Origin of the sequence: Microcoleus sp. B5-D4 (assembly GCF_036705145.1) — a bacterium.
Classification (GTDB): Bacteria; Cyanobacteriota; Cyanobacteriia; order Cyanobacteriales; family Microcoleaceae; genus Microcoleus.
Window position 1 is genome coordinate 1 of sequence record NZ_JAUBTV010000121.1, and the last position, 16,493, is coordinate 16,493.

14 protein-coding genes are annotated in these 16,493 nt (G+C 46.7%); 6 read left to right on the plus strand and 8 right to left on the minus strand.

Annotated features, from left to right (window positions below; all coding sequences use genetic code 11):
- The first annotated feature begins 153 nt into the window (after positions 1-153).
- Positions 154-1,905, plus strand: coding sequence for a hypothetical protein (locus tag QUB10_RS31595; protein WP_333207092.1), 1,752 nt, complete (start codon positions 154-156; stop codon positions 1,903-1,905).
- A 338-nt stretch (positions 1,906-2,243) separates the two neighbouring features.
- Here QUB10_RS31595 and QUB10_RS31600 read toward each other — a convergent pair whose 3' ends face one another.
- Positions 2,244-2,543, minus strand: coding sequence for a hypothetical protein (locus tag QUB10_RS31600; RefSeq protein WP_333207093.1), 300 nt, complete (start codon positions 2,541-2,543; stop codon positions 2,244-2,246).
- A gap of 169 nt (positions 2,544-2,712) precedes the next feature.
- Positions 2,713-3,510, minus strand: coding sequence for an adenosylcobinamide-GDP ribazoletransferase (gene cobS / locus QUB10_RS31605; protein ID WP_333207094.1), 798 nt, complete (start codon positions 3,508-3,510; stop codon positions 2,713-2,715).
- Positions 3,511-3,769: 259 nt separating this feature from the next.
- On the opposite strand from cobS, the gene QUB10_RS31610 reads away from it, so the two are divergent.
- From QUB10_RS31610 to QUB10_RS31620, 3 genes are all read left to right on the plus strand, one after another.
- Positions 3,770-4,219 carry a hypothetical protein gene (locus QUB10_RS31610; protein WP_333207095.1) on the plus strand — a complete coding sequence of 150 codons (450 nt, stop codon included), beginning with the start codon at positions 3,770-3,772 and terminating at the stop codon, positions 4,217-4,219.
- Positions 4,220-4,729: 510 nt separating this feature from the next.
- Positions 4,730-5,860, plus strand: coding sequence for a tRNA guanosine(34) transglycosylase Tgt (gene tgt, locus QUB10_RS31615; protein ID WP_333053848.1), 1,131 nt, complete (start codon positions 4,730-4,732; stop codon positions 5,858-5,860).
- Between the two features lie 634 nt (positions 5,861-6,494).
- Positions 6,495-6,632: a photosystem II reaction center protein K gene (locus QUB10_RS31620; RefSeq protein WP_006634808.1), complete on the plus strand. Its 138-nt coding sequence runs from the start codon at positions 6,495-6,497 to the stop codon at positions 6,630-6,632.
- 173 nt (positions 6,633-6,805) lie between these two features.
- Here QUB10_RS31620 and QUB10_RS31625 read toward each other — a convergent pair whose 3' ends face one another.
- Both QUB10_RS31625 and QUB10_RS31630 read right to left on the minus strand, forming a co-directional pair.
- On the minus strand, positions 6,806-7,360 hold the full coding sequence (locus QUB10_RS31625) for a glutathione S-transferase family protein (RefSeq protein ID WP_333053963.1): 555 nt from the start codon (positions 7,358-7,360) through the stop codon (positions 6,806-6,808).
- A 120-nt stretch (positions 7,361-7,480) separates the two neighbouring features.
- The gene (locus tag QUB10_RS31630) at positions 7,481-8,062 is read right to left on the minus strand and encodes a manganese efflux pump MntP family protein (protein ID WP_333207096.1); all 582 of its coding nucleotides are present in this window, start codon (positions 8,060-8,062) and stop codon (positions 7,481-7,483) included.
- A 197-nt stretch (positions 8,063-8,259) separates the two neighbouring features.
- On the opposite strand from QUB10_RS31630, the gene QUB10_RS31635 reads away from it, so the two are divergent.
- A complete protein-coding gene (locus QUB10_RS31635) occupies positions 8,260-8,859 on the plus strand; it encodes a cytochrome b/b6 domain-containing protein (RefSeq protein WP_333053851.1) in 600 nt (199 codons plus the stop codon).
- Positions 8,860-9,265: 406 nt separating this feature from the next.
- On the opposite strand, the gene QUB10_RS31640 is transcribed toward QUB10_RS31635, so the two are convergent.
- The 4 genes from QUB10_RS31640 to QUB10_RS31655 form a co-directional block, all read right to left on the minus strand.
- Entirely contained in the window at positions 9,266-11,626 is a 2,361-nt protein-coding gene (locus QUB10_RS31640) for a cache domain-containing protein (protein WP_333207097.1), read from the minus strand.
- Positions 11,627-12,470: 844 nt separating this feature from the next.
- A complete protein-coding gene (locus QUB10_RS31645; protein WP_333207098.1) occupies positions 12,471-12,935 on the minus strand; it encodes a hypothetical protein in 465 nt (154 codons plus the stop codon).
- Positions 12,936-13,124: 189 nt separating this feature from the next.
- Positions 13,125-13,685, minus strand: coding sequence for a sugar O-acetyltransferase (locus tag QUB10_RS31650; RefSeq protein WP_333207099.1), 561 nt, complete (start codon positions 13,683-13,685; stop codon positions 13,125-13,127).
- Between the two features lie 257 nt (positions 13,686-13,942).
- Entirely contained in the window at positions 13,943-14,617 is a 675-nt protein-coding gene (locus QUB10_RS31655; RefSeq protein ID WP_333207100.1) for an MBL fold metallo-hydrolase, read from the minus strand.
- 33 nt (positions 14,618-14,650) lie between these two features.
- Here QUB10_RS31655 and QUB10_RS31660 point away from each other — a divergent pair, with 33 nt between their 5' ends.
- Positions 14,651-16,123, plus strand: a complete 1,473-nt coding sequence (locus tag QUB10_RS31660; RefSeq protein ID WP_333207101.1) for a site-2 protease family protein — start codon at positions 14,651-14,653, stop codon at positions 16,121-16,123.
- Positions 16,124-16,493: the final 370 nt, after the last annotated feature.

A 16,493-nucleotide genomic window follows, 5' to 3' on the forward strand; every position in this document is an offset into this window, starting at 1 on the left:
ATCCGATAAAGGAGCCCCCGAATTTATCCGTGCGGTCAAGGCTTCAATCTAAAATCTAAAATCTAAAATCTAAAATCCATTGACTACTGCCTTCTACCTTCAGAAGACGCTCAACGTCTATAATCAGCAAGTTAAATATTTACTGCAAGACATATGGAAGCACCACATAAAGATTTGCTACAACAAATAGCCCGACTATCGGAAACTTATGCTAATTTGGCCGATCGCCTATCCCAAGCAGCAAAGCAACTGCAAAACTCCGGCCTTCCTCCCTCTGACAGCTTGCTGCAAGAAGTAGCCACCTACAGTCGCAACTTTGCCACAGTCCAAAAACAAGCTCTCGATCTCAACAAATCCGGTATCACACCAGGGGAAATTACTTCCCTCAAAGACATTCAAAACTTAGTCGAGACTGCCTCCGCTTCTGAAGGAAAAGCAGAAATTCGCGATGCAGCATTGAAAGTGATCGATCGAGTATTGGCGATCGCCCACCGCGAACAAAGCGACTTCGCACCCTTACAATCAGTTCATGCCAGAGCCCGCGAACTGCAGCGCGCGATTTCCGAATCCACCCCAACTCAACTGCATTCCGACGCAGAATCCTTAGTCAGCGGCAAACACCCAGTTTCAGCAGTCCTCGCCCTGGTGGAACAGCAAGACAAATTAGACGACGAACAGTGGGTAATTCTCGAAGAAACAGTCAGCGCCGCTTTTGGCAAACAAATAGCCGTAGCCATTTCCAGAGGCAAATTAACCATTGCTGAGATGGTAAAAGCAGCACCTGCAAAAGTCGAACCCGCATTTAAACCAGCGCCAGAACAAAAAATCAGCGCCGAACCTTTGCCAGAAGTGATTGTCATCCCGTCAGGAAATGTGGCACCGAAACAAGTTACAGTTGCGCCACAGATCCAGATTTTGGAATCCCCCGCGCCTTCTGTCCCCATGCACGAGGTAATTATTGTTCCCAGCGTGGAAGTACCTAAGTCTCTTCAGACAACCGGTTCCGGGAACATTGTTTTTGGGGCACCTCGGGACATTCAACAACCGGTGGCAGTAGAGGGCGGTTTGGGAATCAAAGTTTTGGTGCACATTCAGGGAATTGGCGATCGAACTTTCGGTTCTCAAGAATACGCGGGTTCTAAGGGTCAAGGGCGGCGCGTCGAAGGATTTCAAATTAATATCGATCCCCCAATTCCCGGCTTAAATGTCGAGTACATGGCTCACGTCGAAGGTGTTGGCGACACTCCTTGGCTCAGCCAGGGAGAATTGGCGGGTTTTAGGGGTCAAGCGAAACGAATTGAAGGATTTGCGGTGCGGTTGAGCGGGCCGCAAGCTGATAAGTACGACGTATTTTATAGCGCTCACATTCAGAATATCGGCGACACCGACGTGTCCTCCAATGGCGAATATTGCGGTACTCGCGGTAAAGCTTTGAGAATAGAGGGTATCAAAGTTTGGATTGCGCCGTCTGCCAGTGCCCAAAAAGCTGCACCTGTGGGTTTAAAAGTGTTGGCGCATATTCAAGGAATTGGCGATCGAACTTTTAGCGATCGAGAATATGCGGGTACTAAAGCTCAAGGCCGCCGCGTCGAAGGATTTCAAATTAAAATAGAGCCTCCCGTTGCCGATTTAAATTTGCAGTACATGGCTCACGTTGAAGGAGTTGGCGATACTGCTTGGTTCTCGGAAGGAGAGTTAGCCGGTTTCCGGGGCAAAGCTAAGCGGATTGAGGGATTTGCCGCGCGACTGACTGGGCCGCAAGCTGATAAATACGACGTATTTTATACGGCTCACATTCAGAATGTGGGCGATACTCCTGTTACTGCTAACGGTCAATATTGCGGCACTCGCGGCAAAGGTTTGAGGGTTGAGGGGATGACGGTTTGGGTCGAGCCGAAAGCCTAAAAAGTGAGAATGAATGGAAAATTTGCAGTGGCATTTTCCATTCATTTTGTGTTGTTATATCTGGTTCGGTTGGTTCGTTTTTGTATCATGTGCGCTCTCCTAGGGGCTGGTTTTATCAACCATTTACGCCAAAAACTAATAATCCCATAAACCCGCCCCCTCTCAAGGTTAAACCTCAATGTACATTTTTTCCATTTGATAAAAGTCAAGGTTGATATAGGTTATTAGTTGTGAGGGGGCGGGTTTATGAGATTGTTTCTGTGCGTCAAAAATTATTGGTAAAACCAGCCCCTACAGCATCAAAAACACTTGCACAACTTACGCTAGCAGACACGATATTAATGGTGTAGCACGTGCAACAAGCCTTCTACCACATGACCGATCGCACTTGGAGCAGATTCGCAAGCAGCAGCTTCCGCGGCGCAGTGGCCGGCGTGGAGTGCGTTTCCGACAGCCTGACTCCCTCCCTCCAGCGCATCTGCACCAAATTGACCGCGATATGTTTCTTTGACCATTTCAGCTTGAATTTTGCTGGTAGTTTGTTCGGGATTCGTTTCCCAATTGCGGATTGTTTGGACAATCTCGAACCCAGCCCAAATTAACATTGCGAGGACGATCGCAGCAATAAAGTATCCCATAGCTTTCTTTAAACTTTGAGGTTTGCTGTATCTAATCTAGGGTGGCATTTGAAGGCATACAGGATGAAAACCATTGCTATTGAGTGCGGATTTCCACCTGCTAGAACAGTTGTTATTTGGTAAATTGAGGACTAAAGTCTTCACTAAAACAATGGCTACATGGCATAACTTACCCTTCCAAAGCAGCCAACAGACACAGCAACAAAGCCTCCGTCCACTCGACTACAGCACCGTAAGTATCGCCCGTGTGGCCGCCCAAACGGTGGTTAAACCAGGCTCCGGCAAAAATTCCGATCGCACTTCCCCCCAAAGCCATCCCCACCGCCAACAGCCACCGATCGCCATCCAAGACAACTTGCACCACGCTCAAACTCAGCAGCAACAGCACTCCCGGTATAAAATCAAAAGGAGAATAAATCGATTCCTTGTGAAAAGCTCCCTTACCCTCGGCCCGGAGATAGGGATAGCGGGCGATCGCCACCAGTTGGGCCCACCTCCCCCAACCCGCGACACCCATCAAAGCCAGCCACCGATAGTTATTCAAGTCCGAGAGAGCGGCAGTTTTCAGCAGCACGATCGCGATCGCAGCCATCGCCCCAAAGGCTCCTGTAACGCTGTCCCGCATGACTTCCAGCCGACGCACGGGGTCGGGTACAGCCAGTCCGTCCGCCGCGTCCATTGCCCCGTCTAGGTGCAGCCCGCCAGTCACGGCGATGCCCAAAACTACCACCAAGGCCGATCGAGTCAGAGCAGGCATTCCCAACAACTGCAACCCAACATCCCCCAGTCCCAGCATCCCCCCAATCAAAAGCCCGATCGCCGGTGCCAAGCGGGCAATGCCCCGAAACTCCAAAGTCCAGGACACCGGTACTGGCAAACAAGTATAAAAAGCGACTGCGGCTGCGATGGCAGCGCCTTGATTCCGGAAAAAGTCGATCGTAGAGCGAACCCATTTATCATGCACCATAAGATAGAAAATTTTTCATCAGGTATGCAGTTGTCAATCGATTAGCGTGTGCCAGAATTGGACTGTAACACCCTAGTTTTTTGGATCGAGCATTCCTCCTGTCGCCGGCTCTTTTCCCAGGAAAACCTCTGTCGGCAGCGATCCCCAAGCTCCCTATCTAAAAAGACTAAACTCAAGATCCGCGTTTCCCGTACCAAGAATTCTAGCTAACTCCCTGATTTTCAAGACGGGAAAATACTACAACAGAGGCTTTTACTCCATGAGTCACGATCAATTGAATAACAGGGTAGTTGCTCCTTGCATCATCGATACAGGGATCGTCGTCAACAAACGCGATATCAAAAGATTGCTGTTTGATTTAGGACGTGTCCGCTACCTTCACATACAAGATGGCCAGATTTATAGCGAAGGGGAAGGTTATGTACTCGAAGTCTTCGCCAACCCCCAGCGTTCTACCCTGATTGCCAACCATGCGCTTTATTTGAACGTGTATAGTTTTGATTACCTGGAACTGAAACAGTCTCCTGAAGATGGTGCTTATTTTGAGTTGGTTCAAGACGGACGGCTGTTGCGGTTAATTCCCCTGTCCAATCCTTTGCAAGAGCAATTCGCCCGGAATTTAAATGCTGCGGCTTTGGATGCGGTTGTCGATCAGGTACTCTCAGGCAACTGGGATCTGCAATTGGACGAAGATGATTCCCCCTTTTAATGGTCAGTCAGTCGATTTTAGATTTTAGATTTTAGATTTTAGATTTTAGATTTACTCGCAGCGCCGTGAATCTGGGAGATAGAACTAAGGTCTAAAATTTTTTGCCCTCCACGACGATTGTCGGAAAGTTGTCTCCGTTTTTGGGCGGGGTCATTCGATTTTAGATTTTCGATTGTCGATTTTGGATTGACTTGCGCGAGATAAATTCGGGGGACGCAAGGATTTTCGATTGTCGGTTTTGGATTGATTTGCGCGAGATAAATCACGTGGCGGGTACCATCTAGAAATTCTCGGTCATGAGTTTTTTGTCGCGATGTCATCAACAATAGATTAGATAACACTCACATCTTGCACCATTCTCGGTTAACAGGCTTTTCGGCCTGTTCCACAAAGAGTGAATTTTCTTGTGGAACAGGCCGAAAAGCCTGTTCCTAAACAAGTAATTGAGAATGGTGCAACATCTCAAATAACACGGACGGCCGAGTAGCGGTTAACGAGCATCGAGGACTAATGACTGAGGACAAGGCGAAATTTTCTTTTAAATGTCAGGCTAATTGCAGCCATACCCAAGCGCGTGCAGGGGTTTTTGCCACTCCCCACGGTGTGGTGGAAACACCTAAATTTATGCCAGTGGGGACGCTAGCTAATGTCAAAACTTTGACGCCGGCACATCTTGAGGCGGCGGGTTCTCAAATGGTTTTGGCAAATACTTATCACTTGCATTTGCAGCCGGGGGAAGCGATTGTCGCAGGCGCGGGCGGATTGCATAAATTTATGGCTTGGCCGGGCCCGATGCTGACGGATTCGGGTGGCTTTCAGGTGTTTAGCTTGAGCCAAATGCGGACTATTTCTGAGAATGGGGTGACTTTTCGCTCTCCCCGCGATGGCCGCATGATTAATTTGACGCCGGAACGATCGATCGAAATTCAGAATCAGTTGGGCGCCGATGTGATTATGGCCTTTGACGAGTGTCCCCCTTACCCCGCTACGCGGGAGGAGGTGGAGGCTGCCACAAATCGCACTTACCGCTGGCTGCAACGCTGCATTCAAGCTCACTCGCGCCCGGATCAAGCTTTGTTTGGCATCGTCCAGGGGGGCGTTTTCCCCGATTTGCGATCGCGCGCGGCGAACCAGTTGGTAGATTTGGATTTACCAGGCTATGCCATCGGCGGGGTTAGTGTGGGGGAATCGGGGGATTTGATCGCAGAGATTGTGAAGGTGACTGCGCCTCTGTTGCCGGCAAATAAACCGCGTTATTTGATGGGGATTGGGACTTATCGGGAAATGGCGCTGGCGGTGGCGAGTGGCGTAGATATGTTTGACTGCGTGATTCCGACTCGGCTGGCCCGCCACGGGACGGCTTTTGTTCGTGGGGAACGCTGGAATTTGAAAAATGCTCGGTTCCGGGAGGATTTTGCTCCGCTGGATGAGTCTTGTCCTTGTTATACCTGCCAAAAATTCAGTCGGGCTTATTTGGCTCATTTGGCGCGGGCTAACGAAGTGCTGGGCTATACTTTGCTGGCGATTCACAATGTGACGGAGTTGATTCGCTTTACTGGGAGGATGCGGGAGGCGATTTTGGCAGATCGATTTACTGAAGAGTTTGCCTACTGGCTTGCACCGACAGTCGATCGATCGTGATTGCCTTGGGTGAAGATATGCGACAATTATCTGAAAATTGGGTTTAAAACCCAGTCGTTGTAGGACGGCTTTTTCCACACCGTGCGAAGTCAGAAATCCTAGGTATTTGGGTAAACATATCCACGCGCTTTGTGTGGTATGCTATCGAGATCAGACAAGATTTAAAAACCTACCCCCGGACTGGGGGAAAGTCTACGCCCAAAACATTCTTGAGGAGACATGACTACGCACGTAACGTGCATACGTGGTCAGCCTGGGAACCCTAGCAATAGGGATATTAACTACCAGCCGGGAAGTCCCTCGGTATATTTAGAGGGGATTAATCAGAGCGCTGCGCGAAGTACCCCGAATAAATTACCGAGCGTGATGAAAGGCGTGTTGGGTGTAGGTACGGAAACCGACAATTATTCTTGTACACCCCAAGATGATCTGGAAATACTCTGATACTATATTAGCAAGTGGGGGTGGAACTACCTCACTATAAAAAGCCTTTGAAAAAAAGGAAAAAGAAGCCTCCGGTCTAACTGTACTCAGTTGACCGTCAGGTTTGTTCACGACTCAAAAGTCTTAAAAATCCTCACGCCTTTAGGCTGAGGAGTGTCAAGAAAATTCTGTTGGATAGGTAGGTTGATTCATGGAAGCTGCATTACTCTTAGCAAAACTGCCCGAAGCTTATTCGATTTTTGAGCCTTTGGTTAATGTTTTGCCAGTCATTCCCGTATTTTTCTTGCTGCTGGCTTTTGTTTGGCAGGCGGCTGTCGGATTTAGATAAGTTTGATTTTAATAAAAGCAGGGGCAATTCTGGAATTGCCCCTGATTTTACGTGTTGAGTTTTTGGGCTGATCTCGTTTACGGTTGTTTCGGAATGATTTAACCGCAGAGACCGCAGAGACCGCAGAGGAAGAGAAGAGAGAGATGAATAATTAATCCGTGTAGTGCCTTCCTTCAGCTACCGCCGATCGCACTTTTGAATGCCGGTCTTTCTGAGATCCGCTTGATGTAATCTACAACGGCCGGATAAGCACTGAGGTCTAGTTTTAGCATCATCGGAATGTAGGCCAACATTGATCCGACTGCTGCGTCGGCGACGCCGAATTCATCACCCATTAAAAATGGCTGTTTCTCGAAGATTTCATTTAACGGTTTTAACAACTTGGGAGTTTCGCGATCGCGAGTTGCTTCAGTAAATATTCCCGGCCCCAGGGTGGCGTTAGCAAACGTTACCCACTGCACGATTTGAGCTTGCTGCTCCAAATTGTCTGGCATTTTACCATATTTTTGAGCTAAATACAGCAGAATTGCGCCGGATTCCCAAAGTTTAAAATCTCCGTCGGCGATCGCTGGTACTTTGCCGATCGGGTTAATTTCGAGAAACTCTGGCTGCAAGTGTTCCCCTGCTTGCATATCCAGCATGACGAATTCGTAAGGAATTCCTATTTCTTCTAGATACCACTTGACAATTGAGGCCCTGCTGCGACCTGGGCCGTAAAGTTTCAGCACGAAATTTTTATCCTTTAACACAATATTGCTGTTATAGCATTTTTTGGGAATTGGGAATTGGAAATTGCAGCCCACAGAGACTTTGATGTCACTCTTCGACTAATAACTACTGACTAATGACTAATTGCCGATAACTAATGGCACTTCTGTCAAGTGCATAAACAAGATTCTGCTGCCAATGAAAATCAAAATTGCTCCGCCCACTATCTCAATTTTATTTGCAAATAAGTTGCCGCACTTGTGTCCGATAAACACGCCTGCAAAGGCTAAAAAGAAAGTAATAAATCCGATCGCACTAACGACAGGGCCGATCGAAGTTTTTAGCACAGCAAATCCGAGCCCAACTGCAAGAGCATCGATACTCGTCGCCACCGACAGCGTTATCAAAGTCCCCGTATCTAAGGGATTGAACTTTTTCTCGCATTCTTCGCTTTGCAGCGATTCATAAATCATTCTCCCGCCAATGAAACTCAACAGCCCAAAAGCTATCCAATGGTCGATCGGTGTTATCAAAAAACTAAAACTAAGACCGATTAACCATCCTAGCACGGGCATTAGAGCTTGAAAAAATCCGAAGAATAAGGCAATTTTTAAAGCTTTATTGACCTTCATGTGTTTGATTGCTAAACCGCTCGAAACAGCGACAGCAAAAGCATCTGCTGCTAGTCCCAAGGAAAGTAAAACGGTAGTGGCTGCATCCATTTTTGTAAAATGTTAGGTGTTATAAATAAAGTCTTCCTCTTGACTGTTTTATTTTACACTAAGTTTTGATATAATTGCGTTTTTATCATAATCTATTCATTTTTGACTCACATTTATTTCACAATTGGCGAGGGTTGAAAAAATCAGCGCTTAGCTATATTCTGTAAAAGATTATTTATCAAGTAGCAGAATTGACTATGCCGCAATCTAGACCCTACCAGCCATTGCTGCTCAGGTTACTGCACGGGGTTAACGCTGCGATCGCCCTTTTAGCAATTTTGAGCGCATTTCTGGTTTACAACACCTACGATGGGCGGTTTGGCAAAGTCCCCGTGCCTCAGATTGCAGATATTATCGGGATTCACGGCACTTTTGGCAAGATGTTGCTGTTAGGAATAATGCCGGCTTTTGCATTGTACAGTTTCCACGCAGGCCAAAAACGCTTGGTGCAGCCGGATTCTTTTGGGAAACTAACGCAGTTGGGAAAACCGATTTGGTGGTACAGTTTGCACCGGATTGTGAATACATTGATGTTGCTAGCACTGACTTGGGCGATCGCTTCTGGCAGTATGGTTAAGGAAGAATGGCTGCCGGCTGGGGAATTGACGCGGGTTTGGTATTATTTACACGCTTCTGGTTGGGTGGTATTGGTATTTTGTCTGGCAATGCACTTGTTGATGAGTGCGAAGGTGGGGGGTTTGCCGCTAATTTTGTCGATGTTTGATGCCGCCTATCGCCCGGAAGATTCGCCGGCTGCTTGGTGGAAGAAAATTCGCTCTTTTGTCGATCGCTCTTAATGTGAAAATGCTTAATGTGAAAATGAACAGAAATAATTTATTAATTGTTGCGGAAGTCTTGGTAATGGGAGGCTGGTTGTTTGCTGTGGTTGCACCTTTATTATTTCCCTAATCCTAGGCTATCAATTTTTCTTAACAAATGATAGTTAGCTCTATACTGAGGACTTCAGCCCTCCGTTTTATGACGACTAAAGTCTTGACTATGGGATGAGAATTAAATAAAATCCACTTTTCATGACTGTTGTGGGATGGGCGTCCCGCCCGTCCTTTCTGGGCGGGCGGGACGCCCATCCTACAAGAAAAAAGGGAAATTATTTAATTGACGATCCTATGAAGCCAAATTAAGCTTTTCGCGCCGCTTACTAGCAAGATTTGCGACGGGTTTTCCTGGCGGCAAAATGCGATATCAAACGATCGGCAATTTTACCATAAACTCAGCACCGCCCCCAGTTTGAGATTTAATTTGAGGTTGCACCGGAGATTCAACTGTCAGGCTGCCACCGTGCAATTCTACAATAATTTTATAGCAAACCGACAGATCCAACCCTGTAAAATTTTTAAATGATTTATTATGGCCAAAATCCTCAAATATTCTGTGTTGAATTTCCTGCGTAATTATAGAGCCATTGTGGGCGATCGATACAACAATAAACCTGCCTGTATCATCCTCGAAAATATCGGTTTTGATTGTAATAAGTTGAGCGGAATTTTCAATATTTTTAACGGCATCTATAGCATGGCAGATCAGACTCGCGAATACCTGGCTCAGTTGACCGGGATAACACAAAATTGGTGGCAGGTTGTTGTACTCCTTGACTACTAATATTTTTTGCTCCAGTCTGTGAGCCAGCAACAGCAAAATATTGTCGATGCTCTCATTAACGTTGGCGTGTTCTTTGTTGGCTTCGTCAGGAAGTGAAAATTTCCTCAAAGCCAGGACTATGTGGCGAATGCCATCGGCTCCTCTTTTCAAAAAATTGAGGATGTGCGGCAACTCTTGGCTGATAAAATCTAGGTCGCAACGCTCTATTTTTTTGGCAATTCGTGGCACAGGTTCGGGATATTGTTCTCGATAGAGGCGAATTATACTAAGCAAATCTTTGATATAATCGTTGAGGTGAATCAGGCGGCCGTAAATAAAGTTAATCGGGTTATTAATTTCCTGGGCAACTTCGGCGGCTAGTTGACCCACCATTGTAACTTTTTCGCTTTGTACTAAATGCTCTTCGGTGATTCTGAGTTTGGCTAATACTTCTTCCAAAAGTTTGAGTTCTTCTTGAATTTGCCCGTGGAGTTGGGATTGGGAAATTGCGATCGCCAGTGAGTCTGCAATTGCTTCCAAAACTTGCACCTCGTCGGGAGTCGCAAATCGGCGGTTTGCACAGGCGAACAGATATCCAAGCCGATGATTCTCAGTTAGTACGGGTACTGCTGCGTAGTGACTATTTGTGAGTTCGATATGGGCGTGTTCCTCAGACGCTGTGGCATCAGGGGCTGCGGTTTTATGTAGCAGTATCGTTTCGCAGCGGTGAAGCCGTGCAGCTAAATCTCCAGAGGGCCCTCCTGCAACACCAAAGATTCCCAAGCGCGTCGGCAAACCTTCCCGGCAATATTCCCAGCCAAATTCTAAAGTATCTTGTCGGGGATCGTACCATGCGAAAATTGCTCGATCGAGCTTCAGTACAGTACCGAGTTCGTCTACTGTAGTTTGGAGGATGCGATCGAGTTCCAAGCAAGCGCGAATGCGGCCACTCAATCGGTGGAGAAGGGCTTGTGTGCGACTGCGAATGCCATTTAGGGCAAACAGCTTGAGCCCCACAATTGCGGAGAAAATAGCTGCGGCGGCAAGTACGCCGGCGGCTACTGCTAGTATCTTGAAAGGAAGGAGTTCTTTTTCGAGATTGTCGCCGGGAATTACGAGGGCGATCGACCATTCAGCTTGTTCTAAAGGAAGATAGGCAACATAAACTCTGGCACCGTTGATTTGAGTCAGCACAATGCCCGTTTTTTGATAAACCATCTCCCGGGCTACATTTGCCAAATTAGCATCTGCGGACTCTAAAAGACTGGGAGCCGAATTGTCGATATTTCCGATTAATCGAGCGTCGGGATGCACAATCGGCACTCCTTGAGAATTGAGAACAAAAGCGTAAGTTCCGGGGCCATATTCCAGCTTTCTTACTACTTGGGCAATTCGATCCATGCTAATGACGCCGTTCATTACTCCGATCGGCTTTTGTGCTGTTTTCTCAAGATTATTTGCCGAATTTGACCACACCGGAGCCGAAATGGGAACAATACTTTGTCCTTTGAGCGTGCGAGAAATGGTAGGATCGGAAACATAGACTTCCCCAGCCATTGCCTTTTTAAAGTGTTGGCGGTCGCTCACATTAATCAACGCTCTGCCGACTTTTGTGGTAAAATAAGAACCGTCGGGATCAATTAATGCGAAGTGCTGGAATTCTTGCAGTCGAATTACTTCCGATTTTAAATAAGGCTCTGCTACTGACCAATTCATCGAACGAACCGGAGGAGTGTGGGCGAGGATTTCGATCTCAGCCTTTCTAGTGCCGAGCCAGCGATCGATCTTGTTGGCGCGATCCCTAACTTCTAACAAAGCATTTCGCTCGCTTTTGGTGATAATCAAGCGGCGAACGCTTTGATAGCTGATACAACCAATGATGCTAGTTGCCAGAATTGTTACCCCCAAAATTAAGAGCGCAGTTTGGTACCCAAGATGGTATTTGCCCTTTAATTCTGCTGGCAATAGTCGAGTTAATTTCCACCACTTTACTCTCGCAAAGCTTCGCATGGTTTGACCAATTTGTGAGATTGAAATCCTGAGCTCACCTACTATCTACTCGCCCGCCTGCCAGTAGTCTTAAACTACTAGCATTCAATAATTGCGGGGATTTTTTAATTTCCCCCCTCCGAACGGCTTCTATCGTTTCCGGTTGCACTCCTTATGATATAAAGGACACGGCAGTGCCGTTTCCCTACCCAGATTAATTGTAGGGACACGGCACTGCCGTGTCGAAAGCGGTGGGTAATATTAATTCCGATGCTACCCGCTTTGATATAGCCATCCTAAATCATTTGTAAATTTCTTACCCCCTCCCCTTGATAAGGGGAGGGTTGGGGTGGGGTCAAAAATTTACGACTCCTGCAAGGATTGCTATATCACTTTGTTAAACAGGAATAATATCATACCACATTTTTGATAAATTAAAAACTTTCATCAACTCGTTAATTATTTTTTACAGTCGTTAATAATTGATGTTATTTAGGTGATGTGAGCAGTAGACTTTTTAGGTTGAGATGTTTGGTGTGTGTCTTAATCAATAGTCCAGACTGTTTTTAGTTTGTCGTCTGAAACCCTTGATTTTCGGTTAGTATTTCGAGTACGCAATCGCGTTGAAACCCTTATTATACGGTTGGTAATCAAAAACTGTCCGCACTATTTCTTAATAACGAAATATTAAAAGTTTTTCGTTCATTATTAATGAAGGAAAAACTTGTTAAATCTTTAATTTACATCTCAACAATCAAAAGTATTTTAGGTGCATCCGCTGGCTGAGGCACTGTTAAATTGCCCCAGTTGCGGGATTTGTTTAAAGAACCTTGTGAGTGTGTTCGTGCTGTTTCACATTGTCTTCAGTGCGAATGACGCGCTCGGAGTTGAGCACTCTTTTGCGTTCTAAGGAATAAGTAAAGTCGTTGCGAACTGTTCCCAAGGGAATGTGAAGTTGAGCTTGGGGGCGGATTTTGTAAGTGCGGGCAGCGGCGATCGCCCGAAAGGCAAATTCTTCGCTAAACTGAGATGATGTCGGGAATTCTGGCAACATTTTGGGTGTTTCGCCGTCGAGCACTGCTCCCAAAGTCGTCCCGCAAATCATTAAATAAGATGTGGGAATTCCCTTCAAAATTGCTTCCAAAGCTGCTGAGGGAATAGCTTCGATTACTTGCACTTCAAAAACTTCGCCTTCTTCTTTGATGAAGCAGGTAGCTACACCGACTGCTATGTAGTCGTCGGTGCAGAGATCAGGAGCGTTGGGATAAACTGTTGCAGTCGTCATAAGAAAAGCTTGGTAGTGTGGAAACCGGGAACGAGAAATTAAGCGATTTTAGATTTGAGATTTGAGATTTATTCCACGGTTTTTTTCGGGGATTTTACGTGAAAAATCTCAAACTGGCTGTTCTAATACCTAAAATTGTTGAGTTAAGCTCCGAAGAGCCGATCGCACGATTGTGTCGATCGTACCACATCAAGGTAGATGCCGGATGATTCGGCAAGGATTCCCCGCCGCCACGACGTTTGCGGGAATATCTTTGACAACAACACTGCCTGCGCCGATCGTGCTATTGTCGCCAATAGTGACTCCTGGACAAATAATACTGCCGCCGCCAATCCAAACATTATTGCCAATATTAATTTCAGCGGCGAGTTCTAGGCCAGAAAGCCTCATTTCCGGGTCTGTGGGGTGAAAAGCTGTGTAAATTTGTACGTTGGGCCCGCACAGCAAATTTTCGCCAATGTTAACTCGATTGCAGTCGAGAATCACACAGCCAAAATTCATATACAATCCGTTTCCAGCATAAATATTGCTGCCGTAGTCGCAGTAGAAAGGTGGCTCGATTTCAACTTTTAGCCCAACTGCACCGAACCATTCTGCGAGAATTTCTAACCGTTTCTCTGGTTCGTCTTCGCCGGTAGAATTGTAAGTTCTGGCGAGGCGGCGGGCTCGCTGGCGCTCTAAAATTAATTGCTCATCAGCAGCTAAATACAATTCACCGGCGAGCATTTTTTGTTTTTCGGTTTTTTCCACAGTTTTTTCCCAGGTAAGAATCGGCGGTTGAAACCGCTACTTCACCAACGAACTTCATCTCTAAGAGACTGAAAAATAATGTAGGGTGCGAAGGGCGCACCTTACCGCTATAAGCTGTTGCGGAATTTAAATTGTCTGTCAACAAAAAATCTTGTGGGGAGTAGGGGTTGGGCGTCCCGCCCGCCCTGAATATACAATTTAAATGCGCGACAGCTTAATTAGCGCGTCAGATCATTTTTTGATGTTGTAGCATACATTTAGGGTTCAGGTTTTGACTGCAAACAAACAGCTAAATCCAGATTGGCTAATTTCTCAAAAGCTCGATCGATCGATCCTTTCCCCCGCAAAAAACCAGTATTTGCACCGGGACAAATATACTGTAAAGTTTCTGGCGAAAATCGATCGATAATTGACTTCACGCTGTTAATTTGCCTAGGCCAGTGAAAAGTTTTTGCCGTCAACAGCGGTACTGGGGCGGCTTCTCGGTTGGGAAGCAAGTGCCTACCCGAAAACAGCACTCCACCGCTGCCACTATGATAAAGGCAAGAGGAACCAGGAGAATGGCCAGGAGTCCAAAATGCTTTGATTCGATCGCTCACAACAAATTCTCGCTCAAAAACCGTCACCTTCAAACCCGGCAGTAAATAAGCTTCCTGCTCTTGAATCAGGATCTCGCACCCCGTGGCTTCCTGAATCTCCCGCGCCTTGGCGATAGCGCCACGGTGGGTGAGAAACAGCAGTCGCACGCCGCCCTGTTCCCGCAAAAATGTTTGGTTAATCTCATCCCAAGCGGGACAATCTACCAGGATGTTAGTTTGGTTTTCTACAATGAAATAGGCTGTTGCACCCAGGGTATCCCGGTTAGGCGGGAAAGCCAGGATATTGTCGAGCACGGGCCTGGGTTGTTTGGAGACTGAACTCTGTTGTTTCAAGGAAGTATTTCAGAAGGGAATGGGATAAATATTATGTTCTTTTTACTATGGTTGTTCGTATTGGGGCTGATATCGTACTTCTTGTTGCAAAACGGCACCAGCCGCATCACCAGGACTCCGATATGGCTGCTGTGGCTGGTAATGATGGCGCCTGCGCTGATTTGGACTGGTTGGATGTTAGTTTACGGCACCAGCAAAACTGTACCGCCGGAGTTGGTAATTATACCTTTTCTGGTTTGCCCTTTTTTGTATTGGTTTTTGGTACAGTTGGGGCGCAAGAAAATTACCGCCGAAACTGCACAGCAGGTAGCAGACTCGGAGACTGAACCTGCAAAGCCAAAACCGCCCGTGCGCCCAATCAATGCAGCAGAAGAAGCGAGTTTGCGCGATTGTTTTCCTTGGTCAATTTACTTTTTGCGAGATTTGGAATTTCGGCCACAGGCTGTAATTTGTCGCGGACAGTTGCGAACCAACCCGGAGGCGGCTTATCAGGCGATTCGGGAGAATGTGGAGAGGCTTTTTGGCGATCGCTTTTTAGTAGTATTTCAAAACAGCTTGAGCGGTCAACCTTTTTTTGCTATAGTTCCCAATCCTAGCCACCAATCAGGGGAAACTCCTGTCAAAACCGAATCTGTAACCCGGCCATTTTTTGCATTAGCTTTGCTGCTGATCACAGTGTTTACGACTACCCTTGTCGGGGCACGACTTGCCGGAGTTACTGAACAAGCTTTGCAGTCCAACCCATCAATGTTGCTACAGGGTTTGGCTTACTCGCTGGCTCTAATTACAATTTTAGCAATTCACGAATCCGGCCACTATTTAGCAGCCCAATCCTACAAAATTCGCACGACTTTGCCTTATTTTATCCCGATTCCTTTTTTCTTAGGAACTTTTGGAGCTTTCATTCAAATACGGAGTCCAATTCCCAACCGCCGTGCTTTATTTGATGTTAGCATTGCCGGCCCCCTTGCGGGTTTAGTGGCGACAGTGCCATTATTAATTTGGGGTTTGAATCATTCGACTATTGTACCGCTGTCTGAGAAGTCGGGAATGTTAAATTTTGACTCTTTCAAACCCAGTTTTTCGCTGCTGATGACTTTGTTGAGCAAGTTAACCTTGGGTGGTGCTTTCAATGCGGAAACTGCGATCGATTTGCATCCAGTAGCGGTGGCGGGTTATTTGGGTTTGATCGTGACGGCGTTTAATTTGATGCCGGTGGGACAACTCGACGGCGGGCACATTGTACACGCGATGTTCGGCCAGCGAGCGAGTATGGCGATCGGGCAAGTTGCTAGACTTTGTATGCTGCTGCTTTCTTTTTTGGAACAGGGTTTGCTGCTGTGGGCGATTATTTTGTTTTTCACGCCACTAAACGACGAACCGGCGTTGAATGATGTCAGTGAATTGGATAATCGGCGGGATTTTTTGGGGTTGCTGGCGATCGGGCTTTTGTTAATGATTTTGTTGCCCGCGCCCAGGGTACTCCTTGAGTGGTTAAATGTTTAGCAGGAAGTTCGGCAACGGATTTTGTAACGGATGTAACGGATATAGCCTTTCGATCTCTCATATGAGGTACTATCCGGCATAGGCCTCCGTGGCCATAGGCCTCCGTAGGCATAGGGCATACCTCACCACGCTTGAGAACCGCTATAGAAGAAAGAAGAAACAAGAAAGACTTACTAAAATCCTCGACATTTCTGGATAAATCCCGAAATAGCTAAGTAAGTCCCGGCTTTCGTTATTAGGGAGCGTTAAAGTTCATACCTTGGAGTACGTGCCAGCCCCAAGCACTATAACTCCGCAGTTAAACAGGCAAGGATTTGTAAAGCCAGTGCTGTGGAGAAAGTACCGCCTAATAACTATGCCGAGGCAACCT

Coding starts and splice junctions, on each gene's coding strand:
- QUB10_RS31660 (WP_333207101.1), top strand. CDS start 14,651: ATGTTCTTTTTACTATGGTTGTTCGTATTGGGGCTGATATCGTACTTC.
- QUB10_RS31595 (WP_333207092.1), top strand. CDS start 154: ATGGAAGCACCACATAAAGATTTGCTACAACAAATAGCCCGACTATCG.
- QUB10_RS31630 (WP_333207096.1), bottom strand. CDS start 8,062: ATGGATGCAGCCACTACCGTTTTACTTTCCTTGGGACTAGCAGCAGAT.
- QUB10_RS31635 (WP_333053851.1), top strand. CDS start 8,260: ATGCCGCAATCTAGACCCTACCAGCCATTGCTGCTCAGGTTACTGCAC.
- QUB10_RS31600 (WP_333207093.1), bottom strand. CDS start 2,543: ATGGGATACTTTATTGCTGCGATCGTCCTCGCAATGTTAATTTGGGCT.
- QUB10_RS31620 (WP_006634808.1), top strand. CDS start 6,495: ATGGAAGCTGCATTACTCTTAGCAAAACTGCCCGAAGCTTATTCGATT.
- tgt (WP_333053848.1), top strand. CDS start 4,730: ATGACTGAGGACAAGGCGAAATTTTCTTTTAAATGTCAGGCTAATTGC.
- QUB10_RS31645 (WP_333207098.1), bottom strand. CDS start 12,935: ATGACGACTGCAACAGTTTATCCCAACGCTCCTGATCTCTGCACCGAC.
- cobS (WP_333207094.1), bottom strand. CDS start 3,510: ATGGTGCATGATAAATGGGTTCGCTCTACGATCGACTTTTTCCGGAAT.
- QUB10_RS31610 (WP_333207095.1), top strand. CDS start 3,770: ATGAGTCACGATCAATTGAATAACAGGGTAGTTGCTCCTTGCATCATC.